The organism is Pseudomonas sp. URMO17WK12:I12 (assembly GCF_000514395.1).
Classification (GTDB): domain Bacteria; phylum Pseudomonadota; class Gammaproteobacteria; order Pseudomonadales; family Pseudomonadaceae; genus Aquipseudomonas; species Aquipseudomonas mucoides.
This window is the reverse complement of record NZ_AZVV01000012.1, coordinates 179,963-200,802: the sequence shown is the minus strand read 5'-3', so window position 1 is coordinate 200,802 and position 20,840 is coordinate 179,963. Positions and strand designations below refer to the sequence as shown.

The window sequence follows — 20,840 nt, the reverse complement described above, 5'->3', positions numbered from 1 at the left end:
CGAAGGAGAAGCTGTATGCAAGTCAACATCAGTGGACACCAACTGGAAGTGACCGAACCCCTGCGCACCTACATCGGCGAAAAACTCGAACGATTAGAGCGGCATTTCGACAAGATCACCAACGTGCAGGTCACGATGACGGTCGAGAAGCTGAAGCAGAAAATCGAAGCCACCCTGCATATTCCCGGCAGTGAAGTGGTCGCCAACGCGGAGCATACCGATATGTACGCGGCGATCGACTCACTGACCGACAAGCTGGATAAACAACTCAAAAAGCATAAGGAAAAGACCCAGAGCCTCCTCCAGGGTGCAACCGGTCGTTAACACTCCCAACCCATGATCCGACTTGAAAACATCCTGACCCCCGGCCGTTCCCTCGTGAACGTGCCGGGCGGCAGTAAAAAGAAAGCCCTCGAACAAATTGCCAACCTGATCGCCCGGGAAGTGCCGGATCTGGAGATGCAAGATGTCTTCGAGGCTTTGATTGCCCGTGAAAAACTCGGCTCGACCGGTTTTGGCAACGGCATCGCCATCCCCCACTGCCGCCTGAAGGATTGCAAGTCGCCCATCAGCGCCTTGATGCACCTCGACGCCCCTATCGATTTCGACGCCATCGACGGCGCTCCGGTTGACCTGTTGTTCGTACTGCTGGTCCCGCAAGCGGCTACCGATGCGCACCTTGAACTGCTCCGCCAGATCGCCAGCATGCTCGATCGCAAGGAGGTGCGGGAAAAACTGCGTAGTGCTCAGAGCAACGAAGCCTTGTATAAGGTTGTTCTGGAAGAGCAAAACGGTCACTAATCATGCGCTTGATCATCGTCAGTGGCCGTTCCGGCTCAGGTAAAAGTACCGTACTCGATGTTCTCGAGGACAACGGCTACTACTGCATCGACAACCTGCCCGCCGGCTTGCTGCCGGAACTGGCCGAACGCGCACTGATTCATACCGAATTGGCACAGCCGTTGGTCGCCGTGTCCATCGATGCGCGTAACCTGCCGAGCCACCTGTCACGCTTTCCCGAACTGCTCGAAGAAGTCCGTAGCCGGCACATCAAGTGCGATGTGCTGTACCTGGACGCCGACGAAGAAACCTTGCTCAAGCGCTTTTCCGAAACCCGTCGGCGTCACCCGCTGAGCACCCCCAACCGTTCGTTGGCCGAGGCGATCGAGGACGAAAGCAATCTGCTGGGTCCGATCGTCGATCTGGCCGACCTCAAGATCAACACCACGAATCTGAACCTGTACCAGCTGCGCGACACCATCAAGCTGCGCCTGCTGAACCAGCCGGAAGCCGGTACTGCCTTTCTGGTCGAGTCGTTCGGATTCAAGCGTGGCATGCCGGTGGACGCGGACCTGGTGTTCGACGTGCGTTGCCTGCCCAACCCTTACTGGAAGCCGGAGCTGCGTGCGCAGTCGGGGCTCGATCAACCGGTGGCCGAGTACCTCGCCGCTCAACCAGACGTCGAAGAAATGTTCCAGGACATATCGTCGTATCTGCTCAAGTGGCTGCCGCGCTTTGCCGCCAGCAACCGTGCTTATGTCACCATTGCCATTGGCTGCACCGGCGGGCATCACCGCTCCGTCTACCTGACCGAACGTCTGGGCCAGGTTCTGCAACAATCCCTGAAGAACGTCCAGGTCCGCCACCGCGACCTCAGCTAAAGGATTCACACCGCGATGCCTGCTCTGGAAATCGAAATCATCAACAAGCTGGGCCTGCATGCCCGTGCTTCTGCAAAATTCGTCGGGGTCGCCGGCGAGTTCAAGGATTGCACGATCAGAGTAGGACGCACTCCGGAATCCACGGTCGACGGCAAAAGCATCATGGCAATGATGATGCTCGCTGCGGGCAAGGGCACCAAAATCTATATCAGCACCGAAGGCGAAGACGCGCAAAGGGCACTGGATGCGTTGAAGGCCTTGATCGACCGTTATTTCGACGAAGGCGAGTAAACGCCAGTCCAGACCAAAGCCGCTCAGTAACCCGATAAAAAAGGCGCACCACCCAATCAGGTGGCGCGCCTTTTTTGTGACAAGCGAGTTTAGCTGCCCGCCACCGTCATGCGCTCGATCAAAACAGAACCCGTACGAATGTTACTGCGCAGCTCCAGGTCATTACCGACCGCCACGATCTGCTTGAACATGTCGCGCATATTGCCGGCAATGGTCACTTCCTGGACCGCGAACTGGATTTCGCCGTTCTCGACCCAGAAACCCGCCGCACCACGGGAGTAATCCCCGGTGACCATGTTCAGGCCCTGCCCCATCAGTTCGGTGACCAGCAGGCCACGGCCCATGCGGCGCAGCAAAGCGGCCTGATCTTCATCGCCGTGGGTGACGAACAGGTTGTGCACGCCGCCGGCGTTGGCAGTGCTTGGCATCCCGAGTTTACGCCCGGAATAGGTACCAAGGATGTACGACACCAGCTCACCCTTTTCGACGAACGGTTTGGCGTAGGTCGCCAGACCATCGCCATCAAACGCGGAACTGCCCAGGGCGCGCATCAGGTGCGGACGTTCATCGATGGTCAACCATTCCGGGAACAGCTTCTGACCCAGCGTACCTTCGAGGAACGACGATTTGCGGTACAGGCTGCCGCCGGAAATCGCCGACAGGAAGCTGCCGAACAACCCCCCCGCCAGCTCGGCGGAAAACAGCACCGGCACCTCGCAAGTCGGTACCGGACGCGCGCCCAGACGGCTCGCCGCCCGTTGCGCGGCACGTTGGCCAATGCTCACCGGGTCGGCCAGCAAATTGCCCTGACGGTTCACGTCGTACCAGTAATCACGCTGCATCTGGCCATCAGCCTCGGCGATCATCACGCAGCTCAGGCTGTGGCGGGTCGACGCGTAGCCACCGATAAACCCGTGGCTGTTGCCGTACACGCGGCAACCCTGATGAGTGCTGAGGGTGGTGCCGTCGGCATTTTTGATCCGGCTGTCGGTGGCAAACGCAGCGGCTTCGCAGGCCAGCGCTTGTTCGATGGCTTGTTCCGGGGTGATGTCCCATTGGTGGAACAGGTCGAAATCCTGCAGGTCGCGAGCCATCAGCGCGGCATCAGCCAGGCCCGAGGCTTCGTCTTCGGAGGTGTGCTTGGCGATGGCGAGCGCCGCCGCGACGGTTTCGCGAATGGCCTCAGGACCACTGGCCGATGTACTGGCCGAGCCTTTGCGCTGACCGACGTACAAGGTGATGCCAAAGCCCTGATCGCGGTTGAATTCGACGGTTTCGACCTCACGCTGACGCACCGAGGTGGACAGGCCCTGCTCCAGGGACACGGCAACTTCGCAGGCGCTGGCGCCCTGACGCTTGGCTTCAGCGATGATCTGCTCGACTTGTTCTTGCAGTGCCGGCAACGCTTGTGGGCCGACGCTTTCAACTGCACTCATGCTGTTCTCCACTCAAATTCTGCTTTCGGTAAGGCCTTCGAGCGACCGGGCCGGACAAGTGGCCCCCGACTGGTTATCATGGCGGCGTTTCTTTGCGGACGGCCACCATGGTTGATTCTTACGACGACTCCCTCGATACGGGAGAAAAAAGCAAATCCCAGGTTAAACGCGAGCTTCATGCTCTGGTTGACCTTGGCGAGCGCCTTACAACACTCAAGCCTGACTTGCTGGCAAAACTGCCGTTGACCGACGCTATGCGTCGGGCCCTGGCCGATGCGCCCAAGCACACCGCGAATATCGCGCGTAAACGGCACCTTATGTTCATCGGCAAACTGATGCGCGATCAGGACACTGCCGCCATTCTGACCTTGCTCGATCAACTCGATGCCTCCACCCGGCAGTACAACGAACGTTTCCATGGCCTGGAACGCTGGCGCGATCGCTTGATCGCGGGCGACGATGCAGTCCTGGAGAAGTTCGTGCTCGACTACCCGGAAGCTGATCGTCAGCAATTGCGCTCCCTGATCCGTCAGGCCCAGCACGAACTGGCGACCAACAAGCCACCGGCATCGAGCCGTAAAATCTTCAAGTACATCCGAGAGCTGGACGAGACTCAACGCGGTCTGCGCTAAGTCCCGAATCGGGTGAACCGCATGCGGTTCACCCGAAGCTCCATCCCTGCTTACGATCCTGTGCCACCCACAGTGATCGCATCGATTTTCAACGTTGGCTGGCCGACACCCACCGGCACCGACTGCCCATCCTTGCCACACGTCCCCACGCCGCTGTCCAGCGCCAGATCGTTACCGACCATCGACACCTTGCTCATGGCTTCCGGACCGTTGCCGATCAACGTCGCGCCTTTGACCGGGGCGGTAATCTTGCCGTCTTCGATCAGGTACGCCTCGCTGGTGGAGAACACGAACTTGCCGCTGGTAATGTCCACCTGGCCACCGCCGAGGTTGGCGCAGTAGATGCCGCGTTTGACCGAAGCGATGATTTCCGCCGGATCGCTTTCGCCCGCCAGCATGTAGGTGTTGGTCATGCGCGGCATCGGCAGGTGCGCGTAGGATTCGCGACGACCGTTACCGGTACGGGCCACGCCCATCAGACGCGCATTGAGCTTGTCCTGCATATAGCCTTTGAGTACGCCGTTTTCGATCAACGTGGTGCACTGCGTCGGGGTGCCTTCGTCGTCGACGCTCAGAGAGCCACGACGGCCTGCCAGCGTGCCGTCATCGACGATGGTGCACAGCTTGGAGGCAACCATCTCGCCCATGCGCCCGCTGTAGGCCGAACTGCCCTTGCGGTTGAAGTCGCCTTCCAGACCGTGGCCGACCGCTTCGTGCAGCAGCACGCCGGACCAGCCGGAACCCAATACCACCGGCAACGTACCGGCCGGCGCCGGAATGGCTTCCAGGTTGACCAGTGCCTGACGCAACGCTTCACGGGCGTAGCCCATGGCGCGGTCGTCACTGAGGAAATAACGGTAATCGGTACGTCCGCCACCGCCATGCCCACCGCGCTCGCGGCGACCGTTTTGTTCAACGATCACGCTCACGTTGAAACGCACCAGCGGCCGTACATCGGCGGCCAGGCTGCCATCGGTGGAGGCCACGAGGATGCGCTCCCAGACGCCGGCCATGCTCACGGTCACTTGCTGGATGCGTGGATCGAGGGCGCGTGTGGCTGCATCGATGCGCTTGAGCAGTTCGACTTTCTCGGCGCGGGAGATCACTTCCAGCGGGTTGTCCGGTCCGTATAACTGGGCAACGTCCTGGGTGGTGAACGCCTGCACCGTGCCATTTTGCCCGGCGCGGGAGATCGAACGCGCGGCACGGGCCGCGGCACCGAGGGCTTCCAGGGTGATGGCATTGCTGTACGCAAAACCGGTTTTTTCACCCGATTGCGCACGCACGCCGACGCCTTGGTCGAGGTTGAAGCTGCCTTCCTTGACGATCCCGTCTTCCAGCGCCCAGGACTCGGAAATCTGCCCCTGGAAATACAGGTCGGCGGCATCGATGCCCGGGCCGGCCAGATCACCGAGTACACCTTGCAGGCTCTCGATCGTTACGCCACCGGGCGCCAAGAGGTGTTCACTGACTGAGGACAACAACTCGCTCATATGCTTTACGCCTTAAATTCATCGTTCTGAGGCAGGTCGCTGGGCGCCCTGCGAGAAAAAACGCCGGTGACTGGACACCGGCATCCGCGCCCTGATGGACGCCTGTTCGCTGCTATCGCGTTCGGCCAGCAGCACGGCCTCGCCTTGATCCTGTTGTGCCAGCACCCGGCCCCAGGGGTCGACGATTGCGGCATGTCCCCAGGTTTCTCGCGGCCCCGGATGCGTTCCACCCTGAGCGGCCGCCAGCACATAACATTGAGTCTCGATGGCCCGGGCACGAATCAGCACATCCCAATGCGCCGCGCCGGTCACCGCCGTAAACGCCGAAGGCGCGGTAATCAACTCCGCCCCGGCAGCCCGTAATTCGCTGTACAGCTCCGGGAAGCGCAGGTCGTAACACACCGTCAGGCCGACTCGCCCGACCGGCGTATCCGCAACCACCACGCCACCGCCATAAGCATAGTCATCGGACTCACGATAACGCCCGCGATTGTCCGCCACGTCCACGTCAAACAAGTGCAGCTTGTCGTAGCGCGCTACTGTTTCGCCATGATCGTTCACCAACAACGAGCAGGCATGCACCTTCGCCGTCGGTTGATCCACCGGCGGCAACGGCAATGTGCCTGCCACTATCCATAACTTGAGGTCGAGGGCGGTCTGTTTCAACCATGGCAGGATAGGGCCTTCACCCAATGCCTCGGCGCGGCCGATGTCGGCAATGTCGCGCCGGCCCATGGCGGCGAAGTTTTCCGGCAGCACGGCGAGTTGCGCACCACCGGCCGCTGCCTGTTCAAGCAGCCGGCGAGCCTGAGCCAGATTGGCCAGCACATCGCTTTGGCTGACCATTTGAATCACCGCTACCGACATGGCCTTTCCTTACTCGAGAAGTGTCCGCCAACCTGTAGCAGCTGGCGAAGCCTGCGTCCGGCTGCTACAGGATCGGCGTCGCTAATTGGAATATGTTCGGCCATGCTACTCCATCAGGCTGGGACATGGCTTTTGAAAAAGAGCGTCAAAAAGGTTTGTCGTAGGTAATCTGCGGCTCTTTCCACGGGCCCTTGACGGTGTATTTCACGCTGGCAAATCGGGAGACGCGGTCACCGATCAGTTTGTCGATCAGGAACAGCGCACCGCCAACAGCCGGCGCGCCGACAATCAACGCCGCAATCGGCAAATTGTTGGTCACCGGCAAGGACACCAGCAACTTGGCGTCGATCTGATCACCCACCAGGTTCAAGGTGCCATCAAGTTCTACGTTGCTGGACGGACCGGTCATCCGGATCGGCTCGCGGGTGACGTAGACACCATTGGTCCCGACCAGCAATCCCTTGACCCGGTCATAGCTCAGGCCTTTGCCGAACAGGTCGGAAAAGTCCAGGCGCAGCCGGCGGCCGATGGAGTTGAAGTTCAGCAGGCCGAAGACTTTCAGAGCCTGGGCACTGCCCTCGACCTCAACAAACTGGCCTTTGGTCAGCGATGCATCCAGGGTGCCGGAGAAACGCTTGCTGGCCAGCCAGGCCGGTGAACCCGGCCAGCGACCGTCAACATCCATATGAAACTCTTCGCTGGTGACACTCGGCGCAAACCCCCAGCCCTTGAGGACATCGGCGAGATTTTTGCCGCTGATCCGCCCCTTGTACCAACTGCTGGAGCTACCGGGCACACCTTCCCAGCCGCCACTGCCTTGCAACAGAATCCCTTTGAGGCCCATGTCGAGGTTGTTGAGTGCAATACCTTTGGCAGTCGGACGGATTTTCAGCGACCAGCCACCCACCAGATCCTGCCCTAGGAAAAGCTGGTTGATGGTGATGTCCAGTGCCGGAATCTTTGTCGGGTCGACCGTAGCCAGTGGATCGGGCGAGTTCTCGTCGGCCACCACCTTCGGATCCGGCGCGGGCAGCCGCACGTATTGCAGATTGACCGCGATCGGTGCGCCTTTCGCATCGGGAACACCGACGGTGCCCTTGGCCTGCTGGCTGTCGAGTTGCAACGCCCAACTGGTAGGCTTTCGGTTCACTTGCACGGACGCCTGATCGAGGGTCGTGCCCAGAGCGCTGAGCTTGCCAATCTTTAAGTCTGCACTGCTGAAGAACTGCTTGGCACTGCCCCCCGGATCCTGACCGGCGTACTTGCCCACCAGATCCTGCCAGGGACCGACATCCAGCTCCGACAGCACACCGCGCACCCGCAGGCCTTTGGCGCCGGGTAATACGGCATCGCCACCACCGAGGAACAGCTCACCACGACCGTCGGCAAAACTGCCGCTAGGGGCTGCAAACGTGAAGTTTGCCAGCTGACCATAGTTGACCCAGTAGCGCCGCTCCGGCCCTTGCAGGGTCATGCGGAACGTCGTGTCACGGCTGTCATCGGCCGTCATGCCGAACGGGGCCGGCAGATCGACCTTCACGCCTTTCAGGCTGGAATTGACCATCAACTGACTGTCAGCACCGTCCAGGTTCAGCTGCAACTGATACGGGATGACCCCGGAAACCGGCAACGGCTGAGTTACGCTCAACCAGTCCGTGAGTTTCTTGACCTCGACCTGACCGGAAGCCGTGACGCGTGTCTTGATGTTGCCCGCGCTGCCATCGGCGAAAATCCGTGCGGTGACAGGCCTGTCAAAAGCCCGCGCGCTAATGTTCTGTCCGCTCAAACCCTTGGTGCTGTCAAAGCGGAAATCACCCTTGAGTTGGGTCAATTCCAGCGAGGGATCGGCCAGTTTCAGGCGCGCCTTGGCGGTCTTGAAATCGACGAGAATCTTCGGTTGCTCGTCTTTGGCCAGCGGGATATCCAGGTTCAACGTGCCTTGCAGATCGCCCTCACCCTCCCACTTGGCAAACGTCTCAGCGGTGCCGATTGGCGCTTCCTGGAGAATTTTCAGGCCATCGCCCAAGCCGCCGGCGAATCCGCCGTCGAGGAACAGATGGACGTTTTTGCCATCGGGGACATGGGGGATATTGACGTAGATATCGCGCACCTGAGTGTCGAGCAACTGGCCCTTGCTGGCCAGAACCCGCACCCCACTGTCTTCCACAAACACATCACCGGTGACCTTGCTCACATGCGGCCAGCCCGGCTGGAACGCCAGTTCGGCATCGTGCACCTTGAAGAACAGGCTGATGCTGCGGGCAGTGTCGGCCGCACCATGGTTCAGCGAGCCCTGATACTGGAAGAAACCTTCGTCTACCGCGCCCTTTAGAATGGCCGTACGCAACCATTCGTCAAGCGCAGGGCTGAGCATGGTCGGCAGGTATTTGGCGGTGTAGCGACCGTCCCCCTCGACCATGCCGACCCGCAGGTCCATGTAGTCTTCCTGGGTGTGATCAAAATGCAGGCGGATCAGGAAGTCACCGGCAATCTTGCCCTCTTCGCCAAGTACCTTGAGGTACGGCGCGATCAGGGTGAAGCCTTCTTTGTCGAGCTTCCAGGTCAGCGTCGCGTTGGCCTGAAGGTATTGCCATGGCTTGGCGAAAATCGGGTCCAGGTGCAGGACAAAGTCCTTGCTGTCCATGCGCAACTCACCCTTGCCGAGGTCACCGCTGATGCTGCCGCTGACATTCCGCGCGGCCGGTGCGCCGTGATAGGCATCAAAACCGACCCGGTCGAGGTTCGCGGCGAAGCTGAACTTGCTGTCGTCGTCGGCATTGGGGCGCACGTCGATCAGCACATTGCGCAGCCCACCGGTCACTTTGAGCTTTTCCACCGCCGTGGCGACACCTTCGGGCAGTGGGCCCAGGGCGTTCAGCAATGGCGTGAGCGGGGTGAGGTCGACGCGGTCGGCTTGCAGGTGCCAGAGCTCCTGGACCTTGTCGGTGGCGGAGGTTTGTGTGAGTTGCAGATGGGATTCCCAGCGCGTCTCGCCAAAATTCATGGCCAGGGAATCCAGCGTCACCACCACGCCTTCAGTGCTGCGTTGGAAATAGCCATTGAGCGCCAGATTGTTGATCTGGATGGGCTTGCGTTCGGCGTAGGCACCTTTGACTTGCGGTGCGTTCAAGCGAATGGCCGCGGATTGCAGTTCGCCCTTGCCCCAATTGATCCAGAGCTCGCCGCCGGCCTTGATCTCGGAAAAATTCCATTGCTGGGTGAGGCGTTCGGGCAGCCATTTCGACCAGTCGCTTTGCGGCAGGCTCACGTAAGCCTCGGCTTCACCGTCCTTCCACTGACTGGCCTGAATGCGGGTGCGCAGGCTCATGGCAACTGGCTGGCCATCGGGCAAGGTCATTCGCGCATCGAGGCGTTGGCGAGAAGCACCGGTTTTCAGATTGAAACCGACGTAGGTCAGGGTCAGTGGCGGCTGGTCCAGGGGCTGCAAGGTCACCTGACTGTCAATCACCGACAACTGCTGGACCATTTGCATGCGATTGAGCAACTGCTCTGGATCGAGTGGCTGATCTTTCTGCACCGGCAAACCTTCCAGCGCCCACTGACCGTCGTCGCCTTCCTTGAGGCTGATCTTCAAACCATTGAGTTCAAGGTGAGCGATGCGCACCTGGCGCGCCAACAGGCTTTCCCAAATGTCTGGCACTGCACGCACCTGATCCAGATGAAGGGCATTGGCGCCTTCGCCGACGGTCACGTCATGGGCCAGCAGAATCGGCGCAAAACCACTCCAGTTACCTTCCAGCTTGCCGATTTGCAGCGGCATGCCCAACGCTTCGGTGGCTTTGGTTTCGACGTCGGCACGGTATTCGGCCACCAGAGGCGTCAGCTCTCGGCCGAGGCTGACGTAAAACGCCATCAACACGAGTACCAACGCGCACAGGCCCAGACCCCAACGGGTCAATGCAACCAAAATGCGTGTCAGACGTTCCATGTCAGGTGGCTCCCATGGCAAAAATGCTGCAAAAAGCTGAGGCCAGCCGTTCTATTAAGGTTGAAACACCGCGATTCAGAGCAGCACCACGTCGTATTGTTCCTGGGAATACATGGTTTCCACCTGGAATCGGATCGTGCGTCCGATAAACCCTTCCAGCTCGGCCACGTTGCCTGACTCTTCGTCGAGCAAACGGTCGACGACTTTCTGGTTCGCCAATACACGATAGCCTTCCGCTTGATAGGCGCGCGCCTCGCGGAGGATTTCGCGGAAAATTTCATAGCAGACCGTTTCCGGCGTCTTCAACTTGCCGCGGCCCTGACAGCTGCTGCACGGTTCGCACAGCACTTGCTCAAGACTTTCGCGGGTGCGCTTGCGGGTCATCTGCACCAGGCCCAACTCGGTGATGCCGATGATGTTGGTCTTGGCGTGGTCGCGTTCCAGTTGCTTCTCGAGCGTGCGCAACACCTGGCGCTGGTGTTCTTCGTCTTCCATGTCGATGAAGTCGATGATGATGATCCCGCCCAGATTGCGCAGGCGCAGCTGACGGGCAATGGCGGTGGCGGCTTCGAGGTTGGTCTTGAAAATGGTTTCTTCAAGGTTGCGATGGCCGACGAACGCCCCGGTGTTGACGTCGATGGTGCTCATGGCTTCCGCCGGATCGACCACCAGGTAACCGCCGGACTTGAGCGGGACTTTGCGCTCCAGGGCTTTCTGGATTTCGTCTTCGACGCCATACAAATCGAAAATAGGCCGCTCACCCGGGTAATGCTCCAGGCGATCGGCGATTTCCGGCATCAGTTCGGCGACGAACTGTGTGGTTTTCTGGAAGGTTTCCCGGGAATCGATGCGGATCTTCTCGATCTTCGGGCTCACCAGGTCACGCAGGGTGCGCAACGCGAGACCGAGGTCTTCATAGATCACACTCGGCGCGGCAATGGTTTTGATTTGTTCGTTGATCTGATCCCAGAGACGGCGCAGGTAGCGGATGTCCATGAGGATCTCATCGGCGCCCGCCCCTTCGGCAGCAGTGCGCAATATAAAACCGCCGGCTTCCTTGATGCCTTCTTTGGCCACGCAATCGGTGACCACTTGCTTGAGGCGCTCGCGTTCGGCCTCGTCTTCGATCTTCAGCGAAATGCCGACGTGAGCGGTACGCGGCATGTACACCAGATAGCGCGACGGAATCGACAGCTGCGTCGTCAGGCGTGCGCCTTTGGAACCGATCGGGTCCTTGGTGACCTGGACCACCAGGCTCTGGCCTTCATGGACCAGGGCGCTGATGCTCTCGACCGCAGGGCCTTCACGCAGGGAGATTTCCGAGGCGTGAATGAATGCTGCGCGGTCCAGGCCGATGTCGACGAACGCCGCCTGCATGCCTGGTAAAACCCGTACGACCTTGCCTTTATAGATGTTGCCGACGATCCCGCGCTTTTGCGTACGCTCGACGTGGACCTCTTGCAGAACACCGTTTTCGACCACCGCCACGCGTGATTCCATCGGCGTGATGTTGATCAGAATCTCTTCACTCATGGCAGGGTCTCGTTCAGGCATGTTCACGATAATGGCTACATCTTGTCAGTACGACGCTCAGCGCGCGTTAAGTGTTTGCCAACAGGGTATGCCGAAATGGCCGAGCAGTTCTGCGGTTTCGCACAGCGGCAACCCGACGACCGCCGAATAACTGCCATTGAGCCCGGCAACAAATACCGCACCCAGGCCCTGAATGCCGTAACCACCCGCCTTGTCGCGTGGCTCGCAGCTGGCCCAATAGGCTGCCGCTTCGTCGCCACTGATGTTGCGAAACCGCACCAGGCTGCGCACCACCCGAGACTCACAGCGTTCGGCATCGAGTACGGCAATGGCCGTCAGCACTTCATGTTCACGACCGGCCAACAGCATAAGCATGGCGCACGCATCGGCTTCGTCCACCGGTTTGCCAAGAATTTTGCCTTCCAGCACCACGGCCGTGTCGGCGCCCAACACGCAAAAATCAGCGTCGGACACGACGGTCCCGCGCCCGGCCTCGGCTTTGCCGCGCGCGAGGCGCTCGACATAGGCCGACGGGGATTCTTGAGGAAAAGGGGTTTCATCGATGTCCGCGCTGATGGCGGAGAACGGCACGCCGATCTGCGTGAGCAGTTCACGCCGACGCGGCGAGCCTGAGGCGAGGTATAGCTGTTTCATCAAGACATCTCCCTGTCGAGGTGCGGGCCAATGCCTGACCGAATTAATTGATTTTGTAGCGCCGACGCAGACCACGCAAACCGTAGCTGACCCAGGGCCACAACAACGCGCTGACGAGTGCCGGCAGCACCAGCGCCAGGGTGGGTTGACGGTTACCGGTCAAGGCACTCAGCCACAACTGAACAAGCTGCGCCAGGCCGAAGATCACCAGGATCACCAGGCTCTGTTGCCACATCGGGAACATGCGCAAGCGCTGTTGCAGCGACAACACCAGGAAGGTAATCAACGTCAGGATCAATGCGTTCTGGCCAAGCAACGTGCCGTACAGCACGTCTTCAGCCAAGCCCAGGCACCACGCGGTGACCATGCCGACTTTTTGCGGCAGGGTCAGCGCCCAGAACGCGAGCAGCAACGCCAGCCACAACGGGCGGAGGATTTCCATGAACTGCGGCAGCGGTGAAACGCTGAGCAACAGGCCGATCGCGAACGTCAACCAGACAATCCAGCTGTTTCGGGAGGCTTTGACGCCGACCATTATTCTTGTCTCCCAGTGGCAGCCGGTTCGGAGACAGGCGGTTTGACAGCAGGCTTCACGGCCGGCGGTTTACTGGCGGCAGGCGGCTTGGAAGCGGCGGGTTTGGCCGGTTTGGCGGGGGTTGCAGGAGCAGGCGTTGCTGGAGCCGGCGCAGCGGCCGCCGGCGTGACGGCAGGTGCAGCAGGCGCCACGGTTGCCGCCGGAACCGGTTTAGGAACGGTGGCCGGAATGATCGGACCGCCGCCGTGCTGATCCAGCGCCTCTTGTGCCTGGGCCGCTTCGTTGGCGCGCTCTTCGGCCGTGCGGCCATCGCTGAACACCAGCAGCAAATAACGGCTGCGGTTCAGCGCGGCGGTTGGCACGGCACGCACGATGGCAAATGGCTGGCCGGAATCGTGAATCACTTCTTTGACCGTCGCCACGGGGTAACCCGCCGGGAACCGCTGACCCAGGCCGGAGCTGACCAGCAGATCACCTTCCTTGATGTCGGCGGTATCCGCTACGTGACGCAACTCCAGGCGCTCCGGGTTGCCGGTGCCGCTGGCAATCGCCCGCAGACCGTTGCGGTTCACCTGCACCGGAATGCTGTGAGTCGTATCGGTCAGCAGCAAGACACGGGAGGTGTAGGGCATCAACTCGACCACCTGCCCCATCAGGCCGCGGGCATCGAGCACCGGCTGGCCAAGGATCACACCGTCGCGCTCACCCTTGTTGATGATGATGCGATGGGTGAACGGGTTCGGGTCCATGCCGATCAACTCGGCCACTTCGACCTTCTCGTTGACCAGCGCGGAAGAGTTGAGCAACTCGCGCAGCCGAACGTTCTGCTCGGTGAGGGCGGCAAGCTTCTGCATACGCCCCTGCAACAGCAGGTTTTCGGTCTTGAGTTTTTCGTTTTCGGCGACGAGCTCGGTACGGCTGCCAAATTGGCTGGCCACACCCTGCCATAGCCGCTGCGGCAGGTCGGTGATCCAGTAAGACTGCATCAGCACCAGCGACATTTGGCTACGCACTGGCTTGAGCAGTGTGAAGCGGGCATCGACCACCATCAGCGCGATCGAAAGCACGACCAGCACCAATAAGCGCACGCCCAGTGAGGGACCTTTGGAAAAAAGCGGTTTAATAAGCCGCTCCTCCCAGGCAAATGTTCTCTTTACTCATACGGCATCAAACCGGCCTGGATGCAGACTGACAGAAGATAAGCGCCAACAGGCAGCACTGCAAAGTGCCGCCTGCGCGCTCAACAGCATAGAGGCAATCCGGCGACTTATTCGCTGGAAAGCAGGTCCATGGTGTGTTTATCCATCATTTCCAATGCACGGCCACCGCCGCGAGCAACGCAGGTCAGCGGGTCTTCGGCAACGATCACCGGCAGACCTGTTTCCTGGGCCAGCAACTTGTCGAGGTCGCGCAGCAAGGCGCCACCACCGGTCAGTACCAGACCGCGCTCGGCGATATCGGACGCCAGCTCCGGAGGCGATTGCTCCAGTGCACTTTTCACAGCCTGAACGATGGTGGCCAGGGACTCTTGCAGAGCTTCCAGCACTTCATTGGAGTTCAGGGTGAAAGCACGTGGAACGCCTTCGGCCAGGTTACGGCCACGAACGTCGACTTCACGCACTTCGCCGCCCGGGTAAGCCGTACCGATTTCCTGCTTGATGCGCTCGGCAGTGGATTCGCCGATCAGGCTGCCGTAGTTGCGACGCACGTAGGTGATGATCGCTTCGTCGAAGCGGTCGCCGCCAACCCGTACGGATTCAGCGTAAACCACACCGTTCAGGGAGATCAGGGCGATTTCAGTAGTACCACCACCAATATCGACCACCATCGAACCGCGTGCTTCTTCAACCGGCAGGCCGGCACCGATCGCAGCAGCCATCGGCTCTTCGATCAGGAACACTTCACGAGCACCGGCACCAAGGGCCGATTCACGGATGGCACGACGCTCAACCTGGGTGGATTTGCACGGAACGCAGATCAGCACACGCGGGCTAGGCTGCAGGAAGCTGTTTTCGTGAACCTTGTTGATAAAGTATTGCAGCATCTTTTCGCAGACGCTGAAGTCGGCAATCACGCCGTCCTTCATCGGACGAATGGCAGCAATGTTGCCCGGCGTACGGCCGAGCATACGCTTCGCCTCGGTGCCGACAGCAACGACACTTTTCTGGTTACCGTGTGTCCGAATAGCCACAACCGATGGCTCATTCAGGACGATACCGCGCTCGCGCACGTAAATAAGGGTGTTGGCAGTGCCCAGGTCAATGGAAAGATCGCTGGAAAACATGCCACGCAGTTTCTTGAACATGGGAAAGGGACCCTAGGCAACGCGTGGGTAAAAAAGTGCGGCAAACTCTAACAACGACAGGGATTTTGGGCAAGGCGCCAATATGTTAAATTGGCCGCTTTTCTGTGCACCAACCCCCACAATCGCGGCCTTATGACCGTAGAAATGCGGTAGTGTTCCGACAATCTAACACACGGACGCCGTCCGTTCTGTATTCCACTGGAGAATCGCAATGGCGCTTGAACGCTCCGACGTGGAAAAAATCGCTCATTTGGCCTGCCTTGGCCTTAATGATGCCGATCTTCCACACATCACTTCGGCCCTGAACAGCATTCTGGGCCTGGTCGACGAAATGCAGGCGGTCAATACCGACGGTATCGAGCCGCTGGCCCACCCATTGGAAGCCAGCCAGCGCCTGCGTGCAGACGTCGTGACCGAGACCAATCATCGCGAGGCTTATCAGTCCATCGCACCAGCGGTCGAAAACGGCCTGTACCTGGTTCCGAAAGTCATCGACTAAAGGGAAAGAGCCTGCAATGCATCACATGACTCTGGCCGAGATCGCCCGCGGACTCGCCGAAAAAAAGTTTTCTTCCGAAGAGCTGACCAAGACCCTGCTGGCGCGTATCGCCCTGCTTGATCCTCAGCTCAACAGTTTCATCAGCCTCACCGAGGACCTGGCGCTCCAGCAGGCGAAAGCCGCTGACGCACGCCGGGCCAATGGTGAGAGCGGCGCCCTGCTCGGCGCGCCGATTGCCCACAAAGACCTGTTCTGCACCCAGGGCATCCGTACCAGCTGCGGCTCGAAGATGCTCGACAACTTCAAAGCCCCGTACGACGCCACCGTCGTCGCCAAGCTGGCGGCTGCCGGGACCGTGACCCTGGGCAAGACCAACATGGACGAATTCGCCATGGGGTCGGCCAACGAGTCGAGCTACTACGGCCCGGTGAAAAACCCATGGAACCTGGAATACGTGCCTGGCGGTTCGTCCGGCGGTTCGGCCGCCGCGGTTGCCGCGCGCCTGCTGCCTGCAGCCACCGGCACCGACACCGGCGGCTCGATCCGTCAGCCAGCGGCCCTGACCAACCTCACCGGCCTGAAACCGACGTACGGTCGTGTTTCGCGCTGGGGCATGATTGCCTACGCCTCCAGCCTCGATCAGGGCGGCCCGATGGCACGCACTGCCGAAGACTGCGCGATTTTGTTGCAAGGCATGGCCGGCTTCGATCCAAAGGACTCCACCAGCATCGACGAGCCTGTGCCGGATTACCGCGCCAGCCTCAACGATTCGCTGCAAGGCCTGCGCATCGGTGTGCCGAAGGAATACTTCAGCGCCGGTCTCGACCCGCGCATTGCCGAGCTGATCCACACCAGCGTCAAGGAGCTGGAAAAGCTCGGCGCCGTGATCAAGGAAATCAGCCTGCCGAACATGCAGCACGCGATTCCTGCGTACTACGTGATCGCGCCGGCAGAAGCCTCGTCCAACCTGTCGCGTTTCGATGGCGTACGCTTTGGCCATCGTTGCGAGAACCCGAAAGACCTGATCGATCTGTACAAGCGTTCCCGTGGCGAAGGTTTCGGCCCGGAAGTGCAGCGCCGGATCATGGTCGGTGCCTACGCGCTGTCGGCCGGTTACTACGACGCCTACTACCTGAAGGCCCAGAAGATTCGTCGCTTGATCAAGAACGACTTCATGGCTGCCTTCAATGAGGTCGACATCATCCTCGGCCCAACCACGCCGAACCCGGCCTGGAAGCTCGGCGCCAAGAACAGCGACCCGGTCGCTGCCTACCTGGAAGACGTCTACACCATCACCGCCAACCTCGCTGGCCTGCCGGGCTTGTCCATGCCGGCCGGTTTCGTCGATGGCCTGCCGGTGGGCGTGCAACTGCTCGCGCCGTATTTCCAGGAAGGTCGCCTGTTGAACGTTGCCCACCAGTATCAGTTGAACACTGACTGGCACACCCGCACCCCAACCGGCTTCTGAGGAGACACACATGCAATGGGAAGTCGTGATCGGGCTGGAGATTCATACCCAGCTCACCACCCGGTCGAAAATCTTTTCCGGTAGTTCCACCACCTTCGGTTCCGAGCCGAATACCCAGGCCAGCCTGATCGACCTGGGCATGCCCGGCGTATTGCCGGTGCTGAACCAGGAAGCGGTGCGCATGGCGGTGATGTTCGGTTTGGCGATTGACGCCGAGATCGGCCAGCAGAACGTGTTCGCCCGTAAAAACTATTTCTACCCGGATTTGCCGAAGGGCTATCAGATCAGCCAGATGGAATTGCCGATCGTCGGCAAGGGCCACCTAGACATCGCCTTGGAAGACGGCACGATCAAACGTGTTGGCGTGACCCGTGCGCACCTGGAAGAAGACGCCGGTAAAAGCCTGCACGAAGAGTTCAACGGTGCCACCGGCATCGACCTGAACCGTGCCGGCACGCCGCTGCTGGAAATCGTCTCCGAGCCGGACATGCGCAGCGCCAAGGAAGCCGTGGCTTACGTCAAGACGATCCACGCGCTGGTGCGTTATCTGGGCATCTGCGACGGCAACATGGCCGAAGGCTCGCTGCGTTGCGACTGCAACGTGTCGATCCGTCCGAAAGGTCAGGTTGAGTTCGGCACTCGCTGCGAGATCAAGAACGTCAACTCGTTCCGCTTCATCGAAAAAGCGATCAACAGCGAAGTACAGCGTCAGATCGAGCTGATCGAAGACGGCGGCAAAGTGATCCAGCAGACCCGTCTGTACGATCCGAACAAGGACGAAACCCGTCCGATGCGCAGCAAAGAGGAAGCCAACGACTACCGTTACTTTCCAGATCCGGACCTGTTGCCCGTGGTCATCGAAGATTCGTTCCTCGACGACGTGCGCGCGACCCTGCCAGAACTGCCACCGCAAAAACGCGAGCGTTTCCAGGAGCAATTCGGTCTGTCGGTCTATGACGCCAGCGTGTTGGCGACCAGCCGCGAGCAAGCCGATTACTTCGAGAAAGTCGCGAGCATCGGCGGCGACGCCAAACTGGCGGCGAACTGGGTAATGGTCGAGTTGGGCAGCCTGCTCAACAAGCAAGGCCTGGACATCGAAGACTCACCGGTTTCGGCCGAGCAACTGGGCGGCATGCTGCTGCGCATCAAGGACAACACCATCTCTGGCAAGATCGCCAAGGTCGTGTTTGAAGCGATGGCCAACGGCGAAGGCAGCGCGGACGAAATCATCGACAAGCGCGGCCTCAAACAAGTGACCGACACCGGTGCGATCTCGGCGGTGCTGGACGAAATGCTTGCGGCCAATGCCGAACAGGTTGAACAGTACCGCGCGGCAGACGAAGCCAAACGCGGCAAGATGTTCGGCTTCTTCGTCGGCCAGGCCATGAAAGCCTCCAAAGGCAAGGCCAACCCGCAACAGGTCAACGAACTGCTGAAAAGCAAGCTCGAAGGCTGATGAGCATGGAGCCAGTTTCAAAGCCTGGCTCCACCCCCTGTGGGAGCGAGCTTGCTCGCGATTGCGGTTTTGCATTCAACAATGAGTTGGCTGTCAGGACGCAATCGCGAGCAAGCCCGCTCCCACATTTGTTTGTGGAAACCTTTAAATGAAGCGTCTACTCGGTGCCTGCGCCCTGCTCGCTCTGCTGGCCGGTTGCGCCAGTAACGATGTCATCGATCCACACGGCTACGACAAGACTGGTACGGCGTCCTATTACGGCGCCAAACACCAAGGTAAACGCACCGCCAGTGGCGAGCGTTTCGACAAGAATTCCATGACCGCCGCCCACCGCCAGTTGCCCTTCGGCACGCGGGTGAAGGTCACCAACCTGAACAACGACAAGTCCTGCGTGGTCCGCATCAACGACCGTGGGCCGCATACCCGCGGGCGCCTGATCGATCTGTCCCATGCAGCCGCCGAACGCCTGGGCATGATCAGCAGCGGTACCGCCAAGGTTCGCGTGCAAGCCCTCGACGACTGACAGACGGAGTACCGACCATTTTCGGACTTGCCGATGTACCCCTGATCAGCCTGATTGAACTGCTCAGTGGCCTGGTTCTACTGATTATCGGCGCGGAGCTGATGGTGCGCGCGGCCGTGCGCCTGGCAGCGCGACTGCATGTGCGCCCACTGATCATCGGCCTGACCATCGTCGCCCTCGGCAGCAGTGCGCCGCAGATGGCCGTCAGCCTGCAAGCCACCCTGGCGGACAATGCCGACATTGCCGTCGGCAGCGTGATCGGCAGCAGCATCTTCAACATTCTCGTCACCCTCGGGCTCTCGGCGCTGATCATTCCGCTGCGGGTTTCGCGCCAACTGGTGCGCCTGGATATTCCGCTGATGATCGGCGCCAGCCTGCTGGTGTTCGTGCTGGCCTGGAATGAACAACTGACCCGCACCGATGGCATGATCCTGCTGGCGGCGCTGGCGCTGTACCTGGGCTTGCTGTTGCGCCAGTCGCGGCACTCGGCCCGCCCGCCATCGAGCGATCCCCTAAGTCAGGCCGCGCCCTGGTTCAGCAGCCTGCTGATGATCGTGGCGGGGCTGGCGATGCTGGTCTACGCCGGGCATCTGCTGCTGGGCGCCGCCGTGGTGGTGGCAACCGACCTTGGATTGTCGGAGCGGATCATCGGCCTGACCATCGTCGCCATCAGCACCTCCCTGCCGGAACTCGCCACCTCCCTGATCGCCGCCCTGCGCGGTCAGCGCGACATTGCCGTGGGTAACGTGATCGGCAGCAACCTGTTCAACCTGTTGGGCGTGCTCGGCGTGACAGCGTTGATCGCGCCGTCACCGCTGTCGGTATCACCCAACGCCCTGGATTTCGACTTGCCGGTGATGCTCGGCGTCGCGGTGTTGTGCCTGCCGTTGTTCTACACCGGCTACCGGGTGACCCGGGCCGAAGGTTTGCTGTGCCTGGGTTTGTACCTGGCTTACGGGCTGCACGTGGTGTCGTTCACCACCGGCATGCCGCTGGCCGGCAAGCTCGAACACCTGATGCTGTTTTTCGTTCTGCCGGCGCTGGTGGCGTTTTTGCTGTTCACGTCGCTGCTCGCCTGGCGTCGCCAACACCACAAGAGGGATGTGCCATGACCGACAATAAAAAACCTGGCGTTGAAGTCCGCCGCCAAGTGATGGGCGACGCTTTCGTCGACCGCGCACTGGGCAATGCCACCGAATTCACCCAGCCGTTGCAGGATTTCGTCAATGAACACGCGTGGGGCGCTGTGTGGAACCGCGAAGGCCTGGAACTGAAAACCCGCAGCCTGATCACCCTCGCCGCGCTGACCGCGCTGAAGTGCCCGCAGGAATTGAAAGGCCATGTGCGCGGTGCATTGAACAACGGCTGCACCGTGGAAGAGATTCGTGAAACGCTGCTGCATTGCGCGGTGTATGCCGGTGCGCCGGCGGCGATAGATGCATTTCGGGCGGCGCAGGAAGTGATTGAGAGTTATCAGAAGCCGGAATAAAAATCCGGCATTTGTGGTGATTGTTCAGCCGTCATCGCGAGCAGGCCCT

The 20,840-nt window shown here is 60.3% G+C and carries 20 protein-coding genes; 11 read left to right on the top strand and 9 right to left on the bottom strand.

Going from position 1 to position 20,840, the window contains the following annotated elements; all coding sequences use genetic code 11:
- The first annotated feature begins 15 nt into the window (after window positions 1-15).
- Genes hpf through D882_RS0118115 form a run of 4 tightly spaced genes read left to right on the top strand, consistent with a single transcriptional unit; the run spans window position 16 to window position 1,952 of the window.
- A complete protein-coding gene (gene hpf / locus D882_RS0118130) occupies window positions 16-324 on the top strand; it encodes a ribosome hibernation-promoting factor, HPF/YfiA family (RefSeq protein ID WP_027924530.1) in 309 nt (102 codons plus the stop codon).
- A gap of 12 nt (window positions 325-336) precedes the next feature.
- Window positions 337-801: a PTS IIA-like nitrogen regulatory protein PtsN gene (ptsN, locus tag D882_RS0118125; protein ID WP_027924529.1), complete on the top strand. Its 465-nt coding sequence runs from the start codon at window positions 337-339 to the stop codon at window positions 799-801.
- 2 nt (window positions 802-803) lie between these two features.
- Window positions 804-1,661 carry an RNase adapter RapZ gene (gene rapZ, locus D882_RS0118120; protein ID WP_027924528.1) on the top strand — a complete coding sequence of 286 codons (858 nt, stop codon included), beginning with the start codon at window positions 804-806 and terminating at the stop codon, window positions 1,659-1,661.
- A gap of 15 nt (window positions 1,662-1,676) precedes the next feature.
- Complete coding sequence (locus tag D882_RS0118115; RefSeq protein ID WP_027924527.1) at window positions 1,677-1,952, top strand: HPr family phosphocarrier protein; 276 nt, start codon at window positions 1,677-1,679, stop codon at window positions 1,950-1,952.
- Window positions 1,953-2,041: 89 nt separating this feature from the next.
- Here D882_RS0118115 and pmbA read toward each other — a convergent pair whose 3' ends face one another.
- Window positions 2,042-3,388: a metalloprotease PmbA gene (gene pmbA / locus D882_RS0118110; RefSeq protein ID WP_027924526.1), complete on the bottom strand. Its 1,347-nt coding sequence runs from the start codon at window positions 3,386-3,388 to the stop codon at window positions 2,042-2,044.
- Window positions 3,389-3,495: 107 nt separating this feature from the next.
- On the opposite strand from pmbA, the gene yjgA reads away from it, so the two are divergent.
- Window positions 3,496-4,020 (top strand): ribosome biogenesis factor YjgA, encoded by a 525-nt coding sequence (yjgA, locus tag D882_RS0118105; protein WP_027924525.1) that lies wholly within the window; start codon window positions 3,496-3,498, stop codon window positions 4,018-4,020.
- A 50-nt stretch (window positions 4,021-4,070) separates the two neighbouring features.
- On the opposite strand, the gene tldD is transcribed toward yjgA, so the two are convergent.
- The 8 genes from tldD to mreB all read right to left on the bottom strand — a co-directional run bounded on the left by tldD (window position 4,071) and on the right by mreB (window position 15,356).
- Complete coding sequence (tldD, locus tag D882_RS0118100) at window positions 4,071-5,513, bottom strand: metalloprotease TldD (protein WP_027924524.1); 1,443 nt, start codon at window positions 5,511-5,513, stop codon at window positions 4,071-4,073.
- 18 nt (window positions 5,514-5,531) lie between these two features.
- Window positions 5,532-6,380 carry a carbon-nitrogen hydrolase family protein gene (locus tag D882_RS0118095; protein WP_027924523.1) on the bottom strand — a complete coding sequence of 283 codons (849 nt, stop codon included), beginning with the start codon at window positions 6,378-6,380 and terminating at the stop codon, window positions 5,532-5,534.
- A 145-nt stretch (window positions 6,381-6,525) separates the two neighbouring features.
- The gene (locus D882_RS0118090) at window positions 6,526-10,329 is read right to left on the bottom strand and encodes a YhdP family protein (RefSeq protein ID WP_027924522.1); all 3,804 of its coding nucleotides are present in this window, start codon (window positions 10,327-10,329) and stop codon (window positions 6,526-6,528) included.
- A gap of 75 nt (window positions 10,330-10,404) precedes the next feature.
- Window positions 10,405-11,862 carry a ribonuclease G gene (gene rng / locus D882_RS0118085; protein WP_027924521.1) on the bottom strand — a complete coding sequence of 486 codons (1,458 nt, stop codon included), beginning with the start codon at window positions 11,860-11,862 and terminating at the stop codon, window positions 10,405-10,407.
- A 57-nt stretch (window positions 11,863-11,919) separates the two neighbouring features.
- Window positions 11,920-12,516, bottom strand: a complete 597-nt coding sequence (locus D882_RS0118080; protein WP_027924520.1) for a nucleoside triphosphate pyrophosphatase — start codon at window positions 12,514-12,516, stop codon at window positions 11,920-11,922.
- Window positions 12,517-12,559: 43 nt separating this feature from the next.
- A complete protein-coding gene (mreD, locus tag D882_RS0118075; RefSeq protein WP_027924519.1) occupies window positions 12,560-13,051 on the bottom strand; it encodes a rod shape-determining protein MreD in 492 nt (163 codons plus the stop codon).
- Window positions 13,051-14,175, bottom strand: a complete 1,125-nt coding sequence (gene mreC / locus D882_RS0118070; protein WP_081743970.1) for a rod shape-determining protein MreC — start codon at window positions 14,173-14,175, stop codon at window positions 13,051-13,053. The genes mreD and mreC overlap by 1 nt, the downstream gene beginning before the upstream one ends.
- Before the next feature lie 143 nt (window positions 14,176-14,318).
- Window positions 14,319-15,356, bottom strand: a complete 1,038-nt coding sequence (gene mreB / locus D882_RS0118065) for a rod shape-determining protein MreB (RefSeq protein WP_002555108.1) — start codon at window positions 15,354-15,356, stop codon at window positions 14,319-14,321.
- Between the two features lie 211 nt (window positions 15,357-15,567).
- Here mreB and gatC point away from each other — a divergent pair, with 211 nt between their 5' ends.
- The 6 genes from gatC to D882_RS0118035 all read left to right on the top strand — a co-directional run bounded on the left by gatC (window position 15,568) and on the right by D882_RS0118035 (window position 20,791).
- Complete coding sequence (gatC, locus tag D882_RS0118060; protein ID WP_007901429.1) at window positions 15,568-15,855, top strand: Asp-tRNA(Asn)/Glu-tRNA(Gln) amidotransferase subunit GatC; 288 nt, start codon at window positions 15,568-15,570, stop codon at window positions 15,853-15,855.
- Between the two features lie 16 nt (window positions 15,856-15,871).
- Window positions 15,872-17,323, top strand: a complete 1,452-nt coding sequence (gene gatA / locus D882_RS0118055; protein WP_027924517.1) for an Asp-tRNA(Asn)/Glu-tRNA(Gln) amidotransferase subunit GatA — start codon at window positions 15,872-15,874, stop codon at window positions 17,321-17,323.
- 10 nt (window positions 17,324-17,333) lie between these two features.
- Entirely contained in the window at window positions 17,334-18,779 is a 1,446-nt protein-coding gene (gatB, locus tag D882_RS0118050; RefSeq protein WP_027924516.1) for an Asp-tRNA(Asn)/Glu-tRNA(Gln) amidotransferase subunit GatB, read from the top strand.
- A 148-nt stretch (window positions 18,780-18,927) separates the two neighbouring features.
- Window positions 18,928-19,302, top strand: coding sequence for a septal ring lytic transglycosylase RlpA family protein (locus tag D882_RS0118045; protein WP_027924515.1), 375 nt, complete (start codon window positions 18,928-18,930; stop codon window positions 19,300-19,302).
- 50 nt (window positions 19,303-19,352) lie between these two features.
- A complete protein-coding gene (locus D882_RS0118040) occupies window positions 19,353-20,414 on the top strand; it encodes a calcium/sodium antiporter (protein WP_027924514.1) in 1,062 nt (353 codons plus the stop codon).
- Window positions 20,411-20,791, top strand: coding sequence for a carboxymuconolactone decarboxylase family protein (locus D882_RS0118035; protein WP_027924513.1), 381 nt, complete (start codon window positions 20,411-20,413; stop codon window positions 20,789-20,791). The genes D882_RS0118040 and D882_RS0118035 overlap by 4 nt, the downstream gene beginning before the upstream one ends.
- The last annotated feature ends 49 nt before the right edge of the window (window positions 20,792-20,840 follow it).